The sequence below is a fragment of the Olleya sp. YS genome (assembly GCF_029760915.1).
GTDB lineage: Bacteria > Bacteroidota > Bacteroidia > Flavobacteriales > Flavobacteriaceae > Olleya.
Window position 1 is genome coordinate 2,009,466 of the sequence record NZ_CP121685.1, and the last position, 18,880, is coordinate 2,028,345.

The following is an 18,880-nucleotide window of genomic DNA, read 5'->3' on the forward strand; positions in this document are numbered from 1 at the left end:
AATAAATGTTAAAGCTTAAGTGTAAAATGCCCTTTTATCTGAAATTCTACAGTCCCTTTTTTAACATCTGCAACATACCAATAATCGTTTGATGGCATTAGGTTTCCATTATATCGACCATCCCAACCTTGAGAAGTGTGTGTTAATGTTTTAAGTAATTTACCATAACGATCATAGATGTTTACAATGGTACCAGTTAATTGATCAACTCCTGTAATGTGCCATGTATCAAAATAACCGTCTCCATTAGGTGTTACAAATTTTGGAACATCAATAATGACCACCTCTTTAGACGTAGAATTACAACCGTTTAAATCTATAACCGTAATGATGTGTGGACCAATAGGTACGTTATAAAAGACGTTAGATTCTTGTGGTTCTTCATCGTCAAATTGATATAAGTAATCACCAATTCCTGAGACTTCAATGGTAATGTTATTTGGGTCTGAAAAATCGATAGTTTCAGTAAATTCAATTGTTGCTGCTTCAGATTCTGAAACCGTAAACGTCGTAGAGTTTGTACAACCAAATTGAGTAGTAACAGTTACAGAGTAGGTACCCACTTCTGTAATTTCTATATAACTATTAGTACTATTAGTTGACCACGAATAACTGTCTGTAGATACGTTAGTCTCTGCAGAGACTAATAGTGGTAAGTTATCTAAACATAACACTTGATTAGGAATATCTAATTCTGGTTTTCTGTTAACAATGGTAGCAAAGCTTGTTGTGTTATAACAACCTGTGTTATTATTTTCTATTCTTGCGTAATAGATGGTATTATTCTCAGAATTGACACTTAAATTAGTTAATGCATTGGTATTGTTTTCTGCATCATTTTGTGATGTAAAATAATTAACCGTATGGATAGAGGCATTTTGTCCACCAATAATTGAAGCAGTTTGTTGTCCTAAATTAAAACTAGCAATCTCATCAAAATCGTCGTCACAAGTTTGTAAGTCTTGGATAGTCCCAATAGTTGGTGTTGGATTGGCTGCTAAAACAAAAGACTCGATATTAAAACACATACTACCAGGATATTGTGCTCTTATAAAAATAGTGTGAGTACCAATAGTATAGGTGTAATTTGGGTCTAACGGATTTTGTTGTGCGTCTGCATCTGCTTGAGAGGCATAAAAAGCGCTTTCAATTGTCTGAGAAGTATCTATGAGATCCTCTAAAGCATCATTTAAATTGTAAATAAAACTTTCGTCTTCACAGGTGTTAATAGTTACATTGTCATTGATAATTGGTGGTACTTCTACGATTAATTCTAAAGGAATTTCAGCATAACAATTAGACACAGTATTTAGGACTTTAATATAAACAGTCTGAGGATTAGAGGTGTTTGTAAAGCTAAACGGATTTGTAATCTGGTTTGTACCTTGTTCTAAATCTGTGGTAGAGGTATAATATTGCACTTCGGTATTGTCTTGTCTTACAGACAATACTTCAAATTCTGAAACCGTTAAATCAAAGGTTGCAAAACCATCTGTATCATCATCGCAAGTTTGTAAGGCACTAGCTATATTGGTTTCTGGAACAGCAATAACATTAAACTCAAAAGCTGCAATTGCTTTACAAAAGGTTCCGTTATCTATAGTTGCAAAAACTTCCTGCGGATTGACTGTGGTTGTAAAATTATCTGGTAATGCATTGGTTTGTGCTTCTGCATCTTCAATAGTTAAATGGTAAGTAATACTTAATGTTTCTGGTGACCCTTGACTGATTTCTGCAGAAATCTGTGTTAAGTCGAAGGTTTCAAATCCATCATTGCTAACATCGTCACACACAAATACATCTGTTGGTGCGTTGTAAATTGGGTTAGATCCTACTTCTATTTGAAACGATGCTGTGCCAAAACAATTAGCATCTGTGACGTTTTGTACACGAACGTATATAGTCTGCGGATGGCTAGTGTTTTCAAAAACAGCATTTTTATCTATTGGGTTATTCCCTGAGTCTGCATCTGCTTGAGAAGTAAAATATAATACTTCTTTTCCAGTTTGACCATTTAATATTTCGGTGTCTTTTTCTGAAAAAATAAATTCGCCTATTTGGTTACCATCTGTTTCACAACTTATTAACGTACTAATTGTGTCAAAAACAGGTAATGTATTTACGTAAATGGTTATTGCTTCTACTGAATAACATCCTGTAGTTGAATTTTCTATTCTGCAAAATACCATCTGTGTATCTGCATTGTAATTGGTCTCGTTGGTGATTGCTGCAGTATTACTTTCTGCATCTACTTGTGAGGTGTGAAATGTGAATGTTCTGTTGGTGGTATCTGTTACCATCTCTGAAATAGTAGCAGTTAAATTAATGATAGAAAATCCATCTTGATCATCATCACAAATTACTATATCATTAGGAGTGGTAGTTGTTGGAGCAGGTAAAACTTCTATAGTTAACGCTGAGGTTGCACTACAACCAGCACTGTTTTGTACACGTACGTAAACCGTTAGAGGATTATTGGTATTGTCATAAAAAGGAGGTAATGCGTTTGTATTATTATCTGCATCTGCTTGAGTTTCAAAATAGGTTACAGTCGCATCAGCGATACCAGTAGAGACATAATCGTCAAAGGTTGTTAAATCGATACTAGTAAAACCATCTTCATCTGTATCACAATAATTTTGAGTGGTTAAAGCTTGAATTTCAAATCCGTCATTAATAATTAATTGTATCGACGAATTATAGGTACACGTCACGCTATTTAAAACAATATATAGTGTTTGTGGCGCATTGTTAACGGTATATAATACGTTTTGATCTATTGGATTAGTGTTTGCTAATTGGTCTGCTTCAGTTTCATAAAAATCTATCGTAACGTCCTCCAAACCATTTATAATCTCTATAGCTATTTGTAACAAATCAAAATCTAAAACACCATCATTTGAAGGGTCATCACATCGGTAAAAATCCATGATTTCTGTTGCCGATTCTAATAGCATCGTATGTAGCTCTAAAGGAACTATAGACGCACAACCAGTTGTATTATCTTCCACTCTAATAAATACAACTTGTACAAAGTCGTCTGTATTAGGAAAGTTTGTTGGATTTGTAATCGCATTTAAACCGTTGTTTGCATCGTCTTGAGTGACATGATAGGTAACAGTTACGTTAGTTAGACCTTGTAGAACATCATCATTATTTTCGGTTAAATCAAAGCTGTCAAAACCATCTCCATCTTGATCACAAGCATCTAATTGTTGAGTTTCAGGATTGAGTGGTGGATTGGTATTTGCCTCTATATCTAAAGTAGTTGTCGTACTACAACCAGTAGTTATATCTACAATACTAACAAATAAAGTCTCGGTACTATTAGCTGGAGTGTAAGGTGAATCTATAGGATTTGCACCACTCTCTGCATCTGTAAGATTGAAGTGATAATTTATATTATAGTTAGGGTTGCTGTTTGAAATTTCATCGTCTTTATCTGTTAAGTTTACCGAAGCTCCACCAGAAGAGCAAACACTTAAAGGTGTAGGGTTTGTAATGGTTGGAAACGGGTTTATTATTAAGTTGAAAGTTCCGATATAAATACAACCTGAAGCTGTGTCTTGTGCATTATAATATATTGGTTGTACAGGTGAATTACTGGTTATGGTTACAAAAGAGTTTTGATCATTTTCTGCAGCAGATTGAGAACCATGATAAGTAATAGAATAGGTTGCTGGAGGCAATACTGATACTATTTCATTAGATTTTGTACTTAAATCGAAGGTTTCTTGACCATCATTAGATGCATCATCACATACTTCAATGTCTGATATTGTTGGACCTGTTTGTAAAGTGTTTAAGGCTACATTAACTGTGTCTTCAAAAGTACAGGTGTCATTATTTAAAGGGACTGTGATTTCTACAGTGTAATTACCATCAGTATTTACTACTAGTGAGCTACTAGTTTCTCCGTTGATGATGGTACTATTAACATACCAAGCATAGGTTGCTTGTGGATTATTTGTATTAGCATTTAAAGTTACTGAAGCATCACAAGTAGTAATGTCATCACCTAAATTGACACTATCTGTAAAACTATTACCTTCAATAAACACAGCAGTATCAAAATTTCTATCAGTTTGATCTGCTACAATTAATTTTATATTGTATTGTACGTTTGGTGTGATGCTAGCAGATGCAGTTAATACTGTTGTACGACCGTTAAAATTAGTATCTCCAAGGTTGTAACCCTCGAAATATTGATTGTTTTCTGCTGGACAAAACCCAACAATTTCGTCATGAATGGTATTGGTATTTACAGGAATACTAGTTCCAGGAACCATAGCAATATTTTGATATGGATTACCGCTACCAGCTTCGCGTATTAAAAATGCAAATCCATCTGAGTATAGACAAGGGTATTCTGCAAAGTATTCTTCTGATGCTAATATGTAATTAAATTGTACAGTGCTTGATGTTGAAATAAAATCAAATTCTATAGAAGTCGCATTTAACGTATTAGTAATTCCTAAAGCAGCTTCTAAGTCTGGATCTGTCGTCCAAGTTGGAGTCCCTTCGTTTAATGGATTGGTGTTTTGTACGTTTCCAGCAGAATTGGCATTTCCAGTAGATAGCATAATTCCGTTTTCAAATGGAAAGTTAGATCCAGCTCTTTCAAAATAACCAAAACTTGAAAATCCATTAACGTTTCCGTTAACTATTGAATTAATATTGGTGACTTCTACACAACCTTGAACTAAATTATTTTCAACTAGTTGTTGGGCAGTAAAAGAATCATCTACAGTAATTTGTTGTGCATAACTAATAGTAGATAGTAATGCTACTACAAAATAAATTGAGGGTTTTAGGTTAAGTCTCATCAGGTTTTTAAACTTTAAAATCACGATAAAAAACATATTTTATCGTTTAAAGTACAATAGTAAACAAATAATCGATTAAATGCAAATTATACCGATTAAAAGATTATAATTAAATAATTGTCTCTTAATAGTTTACGTAAACCCAACCCGTTTGGATTTTAAAATTGGAGTCTTTTAAATTTAAGACATAAAAATAAGTACCTACAGGAACTGTTTTTCCTTGATTAGTTAATCCTTCATTAATCTGACCATACCATTTGGTGTTATCATCACCTTTAAACACCAATGTACCATAACGGTTGTATATAAGCAATTCGTGATTTTCAAAGACTGAATATAAACCTTGAATATTGAAAAAATCATTAATGCTGTCCTCGTTTGGAGAAAATCCGTCTGGAACATAAGGTGGACAGTTTTCTGTGAGTAAGTCAAACACGAAAATGTCAAAACAGACATTAGTTTCTGCTGTTATATAAAGGGTTTGAGGTGTTGTATTTGAAAAATAATCCGTAGGATTAAGGATGCTATTATCAGTTACAATAGCATCTAAAGATTCAAAAAATGTGAAGCTTATATATTCGTTTTGGTTAATTTGGTCTAACGCTTCGGTTAAGTTAAAAGTTGCTTTATTAAACCCTTCATCACATGCTGTAATAGGCTGTAATTGAATGGTTTCTGGAAGTGGAATGAGTTCTATCAACTCAAAAGTCTCATTATTTACCTCATTAGTTTCAGTAACAATTCCCATATTTGAACCATCATTATCGACTTCAATTTCAATAATAAATACATCAGGAATAGTGTTTGGAATGGTTATATCAATTTGATTATTTTCTGAGCCACCAATAGGGATATCATTATTGGTAATGGTTTGAGCTATCAAAACATCATCAATAAAAAAAGCAATAGGCGTGTTGGCTGGTAAAGTAGCTGTGCTATTAGTATTAAAAACAGTATAATCTAAAGAGACCACTCTGTTAGCACAAGCCACATCGTAAGCGTTTAACACAATTGTAGCATCAGGTAATTGACTGTTTAAAACAGTTATAATATTATTAATGATTATTAAATCTGCTCTAAATACTCCGTTACTATCAGTTGCTCCTGTGGTTAGATTAATAACGACTTCTGTATCACCAATTTGAATGTTGTTTTCAATGTCGTAGACATCTAAGTCGGCATTATAAAAATCGGTTGCATTGGTAAAACTATTAGTTCCGTTAAAGGCATTATCTGGTAAATTTAAAGGTGGATTGGATAATATATTTCCGTTAATAGATAAGGATTCTCCAAAGTTTAATGCGTTATCACCTTCCCATGCTAAAAAGCCAATTTTAGCATTATCGTTATCTAATACATTAACATTTTCTAGAATAATGGTTTTGTCTTGAATATTAGCGTTGATGATTTCCAATCCTAAAAATAAATTGACTTGGTTAAGAGGTAAGGTGTCGTCCTCATAAATAACATACAAACTCCAACCTGCATAATTGGTCCTGTTATTACAATATCCAGGTGTATTGGCTAAAACGTTAGATATATCTAAGTCTTCAAAAGTATACACACCATCACCTTCTGTAATGATTTGATTAGTGACCTCTGCATAACTCGCAAAATAGGTGAGTAGTCCGTTAATTCCAGCATTATATTCTACAGTAAACGTGTCTTCTGCAGTAATAGGAGTAGAGTTAAAAGTTACTTCTGTATCACCAGATCCAGAACCTGACCAGAATAAATAGGCAGACAAAATGGTAGTATTTGCTGGTAATGTTAGTGTCGCTTGAGACGATGGTAATATCTCGCAAAAGGCTTGAGACAAATTATTTTCTGCTTGATTTAGTGTGTTTCCAATCGCTAGATAATCGTATCGACCATTAAATTGTTGAAACAACGTAATGTCTTGTGCATTGACTTTTAAAAAGCTGACTGCTACAATCAATAAAGCAAAACATTGACGTTTCATTTGATAATGGTTTTGCTTAAAAATACAAATTACTAACGTTTTAAAGTGAAATGGCTTTTGTAAATCCTACCATCTTGAAGCTTTACAGAAAACCAGTAGTCATTAGTTGGCATTGGCAATCCATTAAACGTACCATCCCATCCTAGGCTTGAAGGCGTAAACTCTTTTAATAATTTTCCATACCTATCAAATATCTGAATGACTGAATTTGGCTGGAACTGTGTAGACACACCATACACTTGCCAGTAGTCATTTTGACCATCGTTATTTGGTGTGAAATATAAAGGAAAACCAATAACTGAAAATAATTGATCTACAGTACCACAATTATTTTTTATATCTCTAACGTTTACCGAATAAATACCAGGTTTTACAAAGGTAAATACATTGCTAGTTTGAAATCCTGAAGACACGCCTTCAGCATCAACAAGTTCAAATTGATACTCGCCTTCACCAGAAACAATTACTGTAACCAGATTGTTGGTTAAACTTCCATCAATAACTTGTATATCTTCAATAGTTGCAATATTTGAAGGTTCAATTACTATAGTCTTTGTTTTAGAGCAACCCTCTACTGTGGTTGCAGTAACAGTATAAGAACCTATAGAATTCACTTCAATGGTTGCAGTGGTTTCACCAGTAGACCAATTGTAAAAATAGTTATTGTTTATTGGGTTGGATGCGGTTAACTCGATTGTTGTAGGAAACTCATTTAAACAATAAATAATAGTTTCATCATTTGATAATTCTGGTAATGGATTAATGGTTAATAACACTTCGTTAATTCCGTAACAGGCATTATCATTTTCTGCTCTAGCATAAATAATTTGACTGTAAGGTGTAGTATTATCATATAATGTTGGTAATGCATTAGTTTCCAAAAGTGCATCATTATACGTTTCGTAATAACTAATGGTGATGTCTGCTGGTAAACCTGCTAACATATCTGTAGAGAAATCGTTAAGATTAAAGGTGTTAATCCCATCTTCAGAACCCAATTCGTCACAAACGGGAGGTGCAACATAGTCGTTAGTTTGTGTTGAACTGACTTCTAATGTTAACTCAGATATAGAAGTACACCCAGTTATAGAATTAGCGACTACAGCATATAATACTTGTGGATTGCTAGCGTTGCTGTATGCATTTCCATTTATAGGATTAGTTTCTGTTTGGGCTTCAGCCAAAGTATCGTAAAATTCTACCGTTCTGTCTGCTGCATTATTAGTTAAGTCTGGAATAGCTTCGGTTAAATTAAAGGTGGTAAAACCATCAGAAATTCCATCTTCATCACATTGAAATAATAACGCATCAAATGCTTCTGGAACTGGATTAATAGTTATTGTAAAACTGCCAGTGTCAAAACAAGTTGCATTATTTACGTTTTCTAATCGTACAAAAATAGTTTCGTTTATTGGAGTTGTGTTGTAATAATTATTAGGTAGAGGATTATTACCTGTATCAGCATCAATTTGCGAATTATGATAAGAAATATCATATAGCATGGTATTTTGACCATTGTAAACTTCTGTATTATAGCTTGACAAGTCAATAGTCGTTTGACCGTTAGTATCATCTCCATCTGAAGTGTCATCACAATCCACAAAATCTGTTAACGTTCCTATTGTTGGTGTATTATACACTTCAATATTAAAACTAGTTGTGTCATAGCAATTAGGATTTTGACTATTAAATATTCTAGCAAAAATAGGTTCTTGAGCGTTGGTATTAGTGTATGGATTTGGTAATTGATTTTGATCTAAATCTGCATCTGCTTGAGAGCTGTAATATTGTATACTAAACACAGAAGCATCTTGACCGTCCAATATCATCATATCCTGAGTAGAGAAGTCAAATGATGAAGTGGCATCATTATCATCATCACAAATAACTATATTATTAGGTTGTGTGGCAACTGGAACCTCATAATAAGTCACAATTGCTTGTCCTTCTTTAGTATCACAATCACCATTGTTTAGGTCTATTAAAACCTCGTAATTTCCATCTGCATTTATGAGTAGTTCATTAGGTACAGCAGGAGTTGGAATTGGCATCTCATCTTGTGTCCAAGTGTAAGTTGCACCAGGGATATCTTCAGCAATTAACGTGTAATCTTCACCAATACACAAAGGTAAGTTTACTGTATTGGTTGTGTCTGTAGGAATAATATCAATTTTTTCTGAGAAAAATGAGGAGATAAAAGGTGGCAGACCTTGTCTAGCATTTCTGTTTAATAAATCTATAACAGCATGTTGGTAACCTGCACCTTGGCCAATGTTGTTTGGGTTGTTTATGACGCTTAAAAATGGGGTTCCTTGGGTATAAGTAGCACTTAAAGTTCTGTAAATTTTACCATCAGGACCTAATTGTAAGGCGCTTCTGTACATGATACGTTCGTCAATAACTTGTTCAGAAGCACTAATAGCGTTAATGTCACCTGCAGTTAAATCGTATTGTAATAACGCACCATATTGAGAGCTAGCATCATTAAATTCGTTTTGAGGCGTTTGATAATAAGTTGTCACATATAACAAATTGTTATTTGGTGAAAATTCTATCCCATAAGACGATTGTGGTTTTCCTTGTGGAGAAATATTAATGTTTAATTCTTCAGGATTAGATACTAAACCCGTTGCAGTATCAAAATCGAAAAGATATAATCCTTCCCCAATATTAGCACACGCTATTTTAGTTCCATCAGGAGATAGTTTTAAATATCCTCTTCGTTCTGTAATAAACAAGTTAGGAAATGCTGAAACTACTGGTGTAGTATTGACACCTGTAGCTGTAACCTCGTAAGCATAAAAGGTGTTATTGTTTTCTCCACCAGATTGGTCTGCTAAAGTAATAACCCAAATGTTTTCAGATTGACAATCTTTTAGTACAGCACTTAATTTTTCAGACGTATTAGCTAAAAGATTAATATTTTTATTAGAAGTAACATCACCTAAACCACCATCTAAAGTCATATCAACTTCAGAGAAATGAAACCCTTCATCTGTAGTATTTTGAAATTCGGTATCTACTGTAAAAATATAATAAATATCAGAGTCTGCAGGTTTAGGAATAATGATAGCAGATTGGGTACTAGAAGGATTTCCTTTTAAACTATTACCATTTGGCATAATGGCATGGTTTTGATTGTAAACCGTTATTCCATCTGTATAAAATAGCAGGTCTCCATTGCCATCAGAAATGCTTGTACAGCCTTCATCTGTTGCTAATTGTCCGTCTAAAACTGCTGTAACTGCATTGGTATTAGTGTCAAAATTTATACCAGCATTATTACCAAAATACCAATTGGCAGCTTCGTTTTGAGCCACAAAACTGTAGCTACATAGAAGTGTAACGATTAATAATATCTTTTTCATGTTTGTTTAGCAATAGCTAGTAAAGATATTATAAAAATTTTTTAAATATTAGTCCAGGATGTTAAAAAGTTAATACGATTTATAAATCTCTTTTTTTCAATAAGATATAAGACCAATAAATAAATAAGGCGGTCCATACTAATACTATAGCTATTTCATACCAATGTACAGCATAATCAAAGCTAAATTCTTCACCAACTTGTTTTGCTAGTTCTTTAGCAGCTCCCAATCTAGTAGCTGGTTCTTTAATTAAATTAGACATAGATTCTAATGGGAAGAAGCGTGTGATATTTTCCCAACTATGTTCTGTTGCGGTTATTTCCCATCGTAATAAGCCATATGCAATTTTTTCAATAATGTACCACACAAATAAAAACCCTAATGCAAAAGCGGATCGTTTAACTAAAATTCCTAAAAATAAACAGATTGAGAAAAAGCCTACTAATTTTACAAAAAAGGCTAGTAAATACTCAGTATCTGAAAACACATGGTAGGCTTCAGTATTATCAGAAAATGACAACCCTAAAATTAATGTGATGATAAATACAAAAAGGGTTGATATTAATGCAAAAGCTGAAACTGTTACAAACTTTGAAGCGATAAACTCTTTTTTACTTAATCCATCTATTAAATTTTGTTTGATGGTTTTATTACTATATTCATTAGCCATCATAGATACAATGACTATGGCGAGGAAAAATTTTAATGTACCAGCAACATACGTATTAAAATGCCAGATGTATGGAAAATCAAAAATACCTTGATCTGCTAGATGAAATTTAACAGGTCCAATATCAAATTTTATAGCAGCAATTAGTGCTATTGAAGTTAATAAAATAAAATAGGCTAGTATTAATATTTTGCTAGATCTATTATTCCAAAGTTTTATAAATTCTATATTTAAAAGTCGTAACATGATTGAAGTTTTTTTGGTGGATTAGTTGGCGTCGTTTAGGTTGTCTGTAAGCTGAAGAAATTGCTCTTCTAAACTTTCTTTTCTTAGTACTAAGTGGGATAAAATAATCCCATTATTTAGTAACTCTTTATTAAATGCAGATGCAGACATTGGAGCATCCAAAAAGGCTGTTACTAATCCGTCTAAAACTTTGGTGTCTTTAATGTTTGGATGTGATGCTAGGTAGTTTATGAGTGCTTGATTGTCGTCACTTTTTAATTCAAAAAAACCATTACTGGAAATCATTTGGTCCACTGGACCTTCATATAGTTTGTGACCTTTTCTTAACACTACAACGTGGGAGCATACTTTTTCTACTTCATCCAATAAATGTGAGGCTAGTAAAATAGTTGTGCCTTGACTAGCTATGTCTTTAATTAACGCTCTAATTTGATGAATCCCTTGAGGATCTAAACCATTTGTGGGTTCGTCTAATATTAAAATCTCTGGATCGTTTAGTAATGCAGATGCAATTGCCAAACGTTGTTTCATACCTAAAGAGAAGGTTTTAAACTTGCTGTTTTTTCTATCTAAAAGTCCAACTAGTTCTAGTTTTTCGTCAATTTTATCTTCACTTATGTCCTTAATTTTACAAACTAGTTTTAAGTTTTTGTAAGCAGACATGTATGGATAAAAATTTGGGCGCTCTATAATAGCACCAACTTTTTTTAACGCATTGTGTGTAGAGGTTTGTCCATCAAACCAGTTAAAACTTCCACTAGTTTCGTTGACAACGTTTAATGTAATACCTAATGTGGTTGATTTACCGCTTCCGTTAGGTCCTAAGATACCATAAACATTGCCCTTTTGAATGGTGAAAGATAAATTGTTAACAGCAGTCAGGCTGCCATATTTTTTAGTAAGATTACTAATGCTAAGAATAGTTTCCAAGATGATTGGTTTTTTGATTGGTTTAAAAGTAAGACGATTATTATTGTTTTTTGTTACAATTAGAAATAAAAAAGCATCCTAATTACAGGATGCTTTAATATAATTTTAGATGGATTGATTAATTCCAATTTTCTTCAAAGTCTAGGTTATCATAATCGTCAATATCAAAATCGTCATCAAATTCATCAAAGCTATCATCACTATCTACTTCAAAAATTTTATCAGGTGCTTCAGTAGGTACTTGACCTTGCACATACATAAGATTTGGATAGTCTACGCCTTCAGCAGTGTCTACGATTTCTGCAAGCTCTACAAAAAAGGTCCACATGCTCATAAAGTCATAGACATAAATTAGTTTAGTTTGTGCTTCATGTACAGTGTCAGAGATTGTTGTTTCATTCATCAATCTAACTTGATTTAAACCATCACTCATATCAAACAAACTAATCTCTTCGCCTTGATTCCATTCGTCATCACTTAAATAAAACGATGCCATTTCTGTACCGTCAAATCCAAAACATTGTGTAATAACGTTATGTAAATCTTCCATGGTATCGCTTTCGCGAATTTCAAAATCCCTGAAGATATCTTCTTCTGTATCGTTGTCTAGAATAACTCTAAATCTGTATATCATAACTTAAATATAAGGGTGTAAAGATACATTTTTTAAGGTTTATTTACTAAAACGATGTAAGGTAAATGTCATAGCTGTTAGCAATAAAAAGGCACCAACTTGATGAACTACACCAAGCCATACAGGAACTTGTAATAGTAACGTAAAAACACCTAAAATAAATTGTAAAAACACCAGACCTAACATTAGGTTTAAGGCTTTTCTTTGATAATTGGTTTCGATATATTTTTTGCCTTTAAAATAAATTAAAAGGATAAAAGCAACCACAACATAAGCTAGTATTCTATGAACAAACTGAACACCACTTTTACCTTCTGTTAAATTAGCAAAAAGAGTTTCTCTTTCTAAATATACACTTTCGTGAATAAATTTGCCTTCACTCATCATTGGCCAATGGTTATGTACCCAACCTGCATCTAAACCAGCAACAAAAGCACCGTAGATAATCTGAATGAGTAGTACTAGCATACCTAATCTGACTAAACGTTTAAATCTAGTATTAACGATTTTGTTAAACGGAAACATCAAATCTAAAGCTACCCAAAATGTCGCTGCAAACGTTATAAATGCTGTTGTTAAGTGCATAGCTAGTCTGTAATGACTAACATCTGGTCTATCTACCAATCCGCTTTTAACCATATACCAACCTAAAAACCCTTGCAAAGCACCTAAGCACATTAATATAATTGATTTTTTAATGGTGGGTTTAGTGAGTTGTTTTGTGAATAGAAAGAACAAGAAAGGTATGAAAAATACCAAACCAATCACACGACCAATCACACGATGGATCCACTCCCAGAAATAAATACCTTTAAAGTCTTCTAAAGTAAAGTTGGTATTTAGTTTTTGGTATTCTGGATACTGTTTATATAAATCAAAAGCTTCCTGCCATTCTACTTCGTTCATAGGCGGAATGGTTCCAGAAATTAATTTGTAATTAGATATTGATAAACCAGAATGGGTTAATCTTGTAATTCCGCCAACAATAACCATTATAAAAATTAGTACGCAACCCGTTAATAGCCAATAAATGACTTTTTTGTTATCCTTTTTCATTTTCTTTTTTCTTTTACAATTCTTTTTTAAAACAAAGACTATTTTTTACACCTTTATATTGACCGTAATTGTCGATAATTAGATAATTACATTTTTTATAAAAATTTACAGCCTCAACTTGTCTTATGCCAGTTTCTAATATGCAATTTTTATAACCTAAAGATTTTGCCCAATCTTCTAATGTTTTTAATATAGCCGAAGCAATACCTTGACTTCTAGTAGCTTCTGTAGTAAACATACGTTTGATTTCTACAGTATCCTCTTCATATGGTTTAAAAGCACCACAACCCACAGGAGTAGTATCTAAATAGGCTACAACAGTATATTTTATATTGTCTATACTATTAAATTGGTTATAAAAATCATGCTCGTCACCATCGGTTACCTTTAAATAACTATCCAATTGCTTGACCAGATTAACAAAGTCTGGATTATTAGAATCTGTTTTAACTAGCTCTAACATTATTTTTAACTTTTAGTTAAACCTAAAGCTTCACCTTTTTTTAGCATTAAATTATAAGCAGCTTCATGCTCGTTAGGTATAATACCGTCTAAAATAGCTTCTTTAATAGCTTCTTTAATAATTCCAATTTCTTTTGAAGGTTTAAGATTAAAGGTTTTCATGATTTCTTCTCCAGAAACTGGTGGTTGAAAATTACGTACATGATCTTTTTCTTCAACTTCAATTATTTTATCTCTAACAATTTTAAAATTGTTATGGTATTTTTCGAAACGTTTTGGATTTTTGGTAGTGATATCTGCTTCACAAAGCGTCATTAAATCATCTACATAATCTCCAGCATCAAAAACCAATCTGCGCACAGCAGAGTCTGTAACTATATCTTGTGCTAAAACGATAGGTCTAGAGCTCATAAACACGAGTTTTTGGACAAATTTCATTTTATCATTTAAAGGCATTTTTAAACGCTTAAATAAATGATATACCATTTTAGAGCCTTCAAATTCATGTCCATGAAACGTCCAACCTACTTTTTTACTAAATCGTTTGGTTGGTGCTTTGCCAATATCGTGTAATAATGCTGCCCAACGTAGCCAAAGATTGTCTGTGTTTTTAGCGATATTATCTACCACTTCCAAGGTGTGGTAAAAGTTGTCCTTATGGGTTTGACCTTCGACTTCATCTATCCCTTTAAGATTGGTCAATTCTGGTAAAAAATGTTTTAGTAATCCAGTTTTTTCTAATAATAATAATCCTTTGGATGGTATTGGACTCTCTAAGATTTTGTTTAGCTCAACAACAATACGCTCTTTAGTAATAATCTTAATACGTTCGTTATTTCTAGATATAGCATTAAGCGATTCTTCTTCAATCACAAAATCCAGTTGTGTAGCAAACCGTATTGCTCTCATCATACGTAATGGATCGTCACTGTAAGTAATATCTGGATTTAGAGGAGTTCTAATAATCTTATTGTCTAAATCCTGTATACCATTAAAAGGGTCTAATAAATATCCAAAATCAGTTTCGGATAAACTTAACGCTAATGCGTTGATGGTAAAGTCACGACGATTTTGATCGTCTTCTAAGGTTCCATTTTCTACTATTGGGTTTCGGCTATCTTCGTTGTAAGATTCTTTTCGTGCACCAACAAATTCAACTTCAATATCATTGTAACGCAACATAGCAGTACCATACGTTTTAAACACCTGTACTTTAGGTTGATTGGGTAATAGTTTTGCAACTGCTTTGGCAAGGTCAATTCCGCTTCCTACTGCAACAATATCTATATCTTTAGCATCACCTCTATTTAATATGAAATCACGAACAAAACCACCAATAACATAGCTGTCTAAATTTAAGTTTTTAGAGGCTTGTGATATGGTTTTGAATATTGGATGTTGTAAGGCTTGTTTGTAATTCATTTTTAAATTTACTCACGAATAATTTTGACTTCACCACTATTAGATAATTTAATGATAGTTGATGGTTTTGCATTTTTATTTTCGCTTTGCAAATTTACGACATAATCCACACCTTTTAAAATAGCATCGTCTATTTCTTTAAAGGATTTTGGAGTAGGTTGACCAGCAATATTAGCTGAGGTAGATACAATGGGTTTACCAAAATATTTAATCAATTTTTGACAGAATTGGTGATCTGGAATACGAATAGCTAATGTGTTATCTTCTGCAACTAAATTTTCTGCAATTCCTGCTGGTGCATCATATATTACTGTAGTAGGTTGGACAGCAATATCTAATATGGTGTAGGCGATTTTTGGGACATTGTCTACATAACGTTCTAACATGCTGTAATTATTTACTAAGCAAATTAGCGCTTTAGAATCGTCTCTTTGTTTTAGTTGATACACTTTTCTGACCGCATTGGCATTAGTCGCATCGCAACCAATACCCCAAACAGTATCTGTTGGATATAAGATTAGTCCACCTTGTTTTAAAACATCAAGTGCTTTTTCTATTTGAGATTGCATAGCAGTTTTTATGGTATTCTCATTAGTGCTTTGTTGAAAAAAATAAGTGTGCCCTCTGTTGTTGTGTATAAAATGAAATCATCAAATTGATTGATTGCATTAATAACAGTATAAGCACATTTAGTAATCATCCTATCGTGTGTCTCTATATAAATCACTTTTACTTTAGGAAGCCATGACTGGTAGTTAGATTCAAATAATTCTTTTTCTGAACCCTCAATATCTATTTTTAAAATGTCAACAGTATCCCATTGTTTTTGTTCCATAATTTGATCTATGGTAATGGATTCTATGTCATAGTCTTGATCTTTATTAACCTTTTTCATAACAAAGCTATTTGTAGCATTGTATGGATCTTCTACTTTAAAAAAGGAATGCTCGCTAAAAAGCCCTCTTTCCATAATATCTACACCTTCAAAACCTTTAAGGTTTTTAGCAATCATATTTATGTTTTCTTTATCAATTTCTAAAGCTACAATATTGGCTTCTGGATATTGAAACTTAAAAAACAAAGATGAAAACCCTGTGTTGGCACCAGCATCAATGATAGTTTTTGGTTCAAAAGTTAATATAACGTCATATATTTTTGAGACAAAAACTTCTTCAAACGTTTCAAAATCTTTAGTGTTTTTTCTAAAATAAAGGGTTCGTTTTCTTTTAGGTAAATACACTTCTTCTGTTTCGTTTTTTAAAGCTTTAAATAATTTAATCGCTTCCCAGAAAGAAAAATTTCCTTTTATAGTTTTTATAAGTTTTAATTGAGTTAGCATATGTTATTTTATGAAAGTGATTTTTTGAGATTGTTTTAAGGAGTCACTTAATGGTGCGCCTCTAAGTATAGTGTTTAACATAAACCATTTTTTTGGTTTTATAATAAATGTCAAACAGTAATAATATTTTATAAATAAATATTTTAAATATGAATAATTTTTTTTAATCACATACATATGAGATATCAACCCTTCTTTACTAATTACTTTAGAAGTACCAGTACTAGCACCTTGATGATGCGTTATTTTTGCTTCAGGTACTAGATAGCTTTTATATCCAAGCTTTTGTAGTCTGTAACAAATATCCATTTCTTCAAAATATAAAAAGATATTAGTGTCAAATCCACCAGCATTTGCGAAAACTTCCGTTTTAAAAAACATAAAGGCTCCGTTTACAAAGTTAACACTAACAGGATTGGTGTATTCTTGTTTACGTTTTGGATGTTGCTTCGGGAAATTTTTCTCTAAAAAACTACGTCCTAATATTAATTTTCGAATCCCTTTATTATGATCAAAAGACACCACATGATTGCCCTTACCATCATAGTTTTGTGCAGTTGCAACACCAGCTTTTGGGAGTGCATCCATAAATTTTAGCAAAATAGATAAACAGTCATTTTTTAAAAATGCATCGTTATTTAAAAACAGTAGATACTTGCCATTTGCCAACTGTGCACCATGCATATTTCCACCTCCAAACCCAGTGTTTATGATGCTTCTGGTTAAGGACACGTTAGGCTTGTTTGGCATGTTTTCTTTTAAGTAATTATAGTCTTCACTAGTAGAGTTGTTGTCAACAACAATCACTTCAAAAGATATAGATGCGTCAGTATATTCAAATACAGATGCAATACATTTTAATGTGTACTTTGAAGTATTATAGTTTATTATAATTACCGAAACGTCCTTCATGAGCACAAATGTAAAGAAAGCTAGTATATTTTAAATCAAACTAAATAAATATTCTATTTTTGTGCCACTTAAAAAGGTGGTTTTACATTAACAAAAACATGGGTAAAAGAAAAATTTTAATTGTTAGTCCAAGAGCATTTGGATACATAGATTACATGATAAATGCTTTAGAACAATATGATGACGTTGAGGTTAGTGTATTGTTTTTAGAGTATGCTGGTTACAGAAATAAAAAAGAAAAAGTAGTTAATTTTTTATCAAAAACTTTTACTGGTGTTAACTTAAAAAAGACCTATTACTTTTTAAAAACAGATGTCAAAAAATTAGGAAAACAAGACGAAGTTTTAATTATCAGACCAGATTTTTTATCCAATAGCTTTTTAAAGCTTATTAAAAAACATACTAAGGTTTTTAATGCTTTTTATTTTGATAGCGCACAACGTGTTTCTAGAAAGCAGGATATTATTCACTTTTTTGATAAAGTATACAGTTTTGATAAAGTAGATGTCGAAAAATATAATTTTGAATTTATTACTAATTACATTTTCGCTAGATCAGAAATCAATCCTAATCCTGAGTATTTATTTTTTAATATCTCTGGTAATGATGATGATTACAGATTTACCCAATTAGAAAACCTAGGAAAGTATATAAAAAGTAAAGGCTGGACGCTTAAATTTTTGTCGTTCCATCCAAAAAAAGAAAAAGCAGGAAGAGGTATAATAGATGTGATTGATGAGATAATTTATGTAGATGAAGCAATTGATTTAATTAAAAAATCTAAAATTCTTGTCGAGCTACAGCGTAATAACCAAATAGGATTATCCTTTAGGATTTTTGAATCCTTAGGTCTAAAAAAGAAACTGATAACCTCTAACACAGACGTTGTTAATTACGACTTTTACAACCCGCAAAATATATTGGTTGTAGATCCAGACAATGTTGTTATACCAGACGATTTTGTAACCTCACCATATGTAGAAGTTCCAGAAGATATTTTAGAGAAATATACCATTGAACATTGGGTTAAGCGTGTCTTTAATTTAAACTAA

The 18,880-nt window shown here is 32.4% G+C and carries 13 protein-coding genes; 1 reads left to right on the forward strand and 12 read right to left on the reverse strand.

Going from position 1 to position 18,880, the window contains the following annotated elements; translation table 11 throughout:
- Nucleotides 1-8 precede the first annotated feature (8 nt).
- From Ollyesu_RS09190 to Ollyesu_RS09245, 12 genes are all read right to left on the reverse strand, one after another.
- Nucleotides 9-4,826 (reverse strand): choice-of-anchor L domain-containing protein, encoded by a 4,818-nt coding sequence (locus Ollyesu_RS09190; protein WP_279300928.1) that lies wholly within the window; start codon nt 4,824-4,826, stop codon nt 9-11.
- A 124-nt stretch (nt 4,827-4,950) separates the two neighbouring features.
- Nucleotides 4,951-6,789 (reverse strand): gliding motility-associated C-terminal domain-containing protein, encoded by a 1,839-nt coding sequence (locus Ollyesu_RS09195; RefSeq protein WP_279300929.1) that lies wholly within the window; start codon nt 6,787-6,789, stop codon nt 4,951-4,953.
- A 32-nt stretch (nt 6,790-6,821) separates the two neighbouring features.
- Nucleotides 6,822-10,157, reverse strand: a complete 3,336-nt coding sequence (locus tag Ollyesu_RS09200; RefSeq protein ID WP_279300930.1) for a T9SS type B sorting domain-containing protein — start codon at nt 10,155-10,157, stop codon at nt 6,822-6,824.
- Nucleotides 10,158-10,236: 79 nt separating this feature from the next.
- Nucleotides 10,237-11,073, reverse strand: coding sequence for an ABC transporter permease (locus Ollyesu_RS09205; RefSeq protein WP_279300931.1), 837 nt, complete (start codon nt 11,071-11,073; stop codon nt 10,237-10,239).
- Nucleotides 11,074-11,094: 21 nt separating this feature from the next.
- Nucleotides 11,095-12,003, reverse strand: coding sequence for an ATP-binding cassette domain-containing protein (locus Ollyesu_RS09210; protein ID WP_279300932.1), 909 nt, complete (start codon nt 12,001-12,003; stop codon nt 11,095-11,097).
- Between the two features lie 118 nt (nt 12,004-12,121).
- Entirely contained in the window at nt 12,122-12,637 is a 516-nt protein-coding gene (locus Ollyesu_RS09215; RefSeq protein WP_279300933.1) for a hypothetical protein, read from the reverse strand.
- Nucleotides 12,638-12,676: 39 nt separating this feature from the next.
- On the reverse strand, nt 12,677-13,693 hold the full coding sequence (locus Ollyesu_RS09220; RefSeq protein ID WP_279300934.1) for a COX15/CtaA family protein: 1,017 nt from the start codon (nt 13,691-13,693) through the stop codon (nt 12,677-12,679).
- A gap of 13 nt (nt 13,694-13,706) precedes the next feature.
- Nucleotides 13,707-14,156, reverse strand: a complete 450-nt coding sequence (locus Ollyesu_RS09225; RefSeq protein WP_279300935.1) for a GNAT family N-acetyltransferase — start codon at nt 14,154-14,156, stop codon at nt 13,707-13,709.
- Nucleotides 14,157-14,161: 5 nt separating this feature from the next.
- Entirely contained in the window at nt 14,162-15,577 is a 1,416-nt protein-coding gene (locus Ollyesu_RS09230; RefSeq protein WP_279300936.1) for an HD domain-containing protein, read from the reverse strand.
- Nucleotides 15,578-15,585: 8 nt separating this feature from the next.
- A complete protein-coding gene (locus Ollyesu_RS09235; protein WP_279300937.1) occupies nt 15,586-16,146 on the reverse strand; it encodes an L-threonylcarbamoyladenylate synthase in 561 nt (186 codons plus the stop codon).
- An 8-nt stretch (nt 16,147-16,154) separates the two neighbouring features.
- Complete coding sequence (locus tag Ollyesu_RS09240; protein ID WP_279300938.1) at nt 16,155-16,916, reverse strand: FkbM family methyltransferase; 762 nt, start codon at nt 16,914-16,916, stop codon at nt 16,155-16,157.
- Nucleotides 16,917-16,919: 3 nt separating this feature from the next.
- Nucleotides 16,920-17,828 carry a glycosyltransferase family 2 protein gene (locus Ollyesu_RS09245; protein WP_279300939.1) on the reverse strand — a complete coding sequence of 303 codons (909 nt, stop codon included), beginning with the start codon at nt 17,826-17,828 and terminating at the stop codon, nt 16,920-16,922.
- 98 nt (nt 17,829-17,926) lie between these two features.
- On the opposite strand from Ollyesu_RS09245, the gene Ollyesu_RS09250 reads away from it, so the two are divergent.
- Entirely contained in the window at nt 17,927-18,880 is a 954-nt protein-coding gene (locus tag Ollyesu_RS09250) for a hypothetical protein (RefSeq protein WP_279300940.1), read from the forward strand.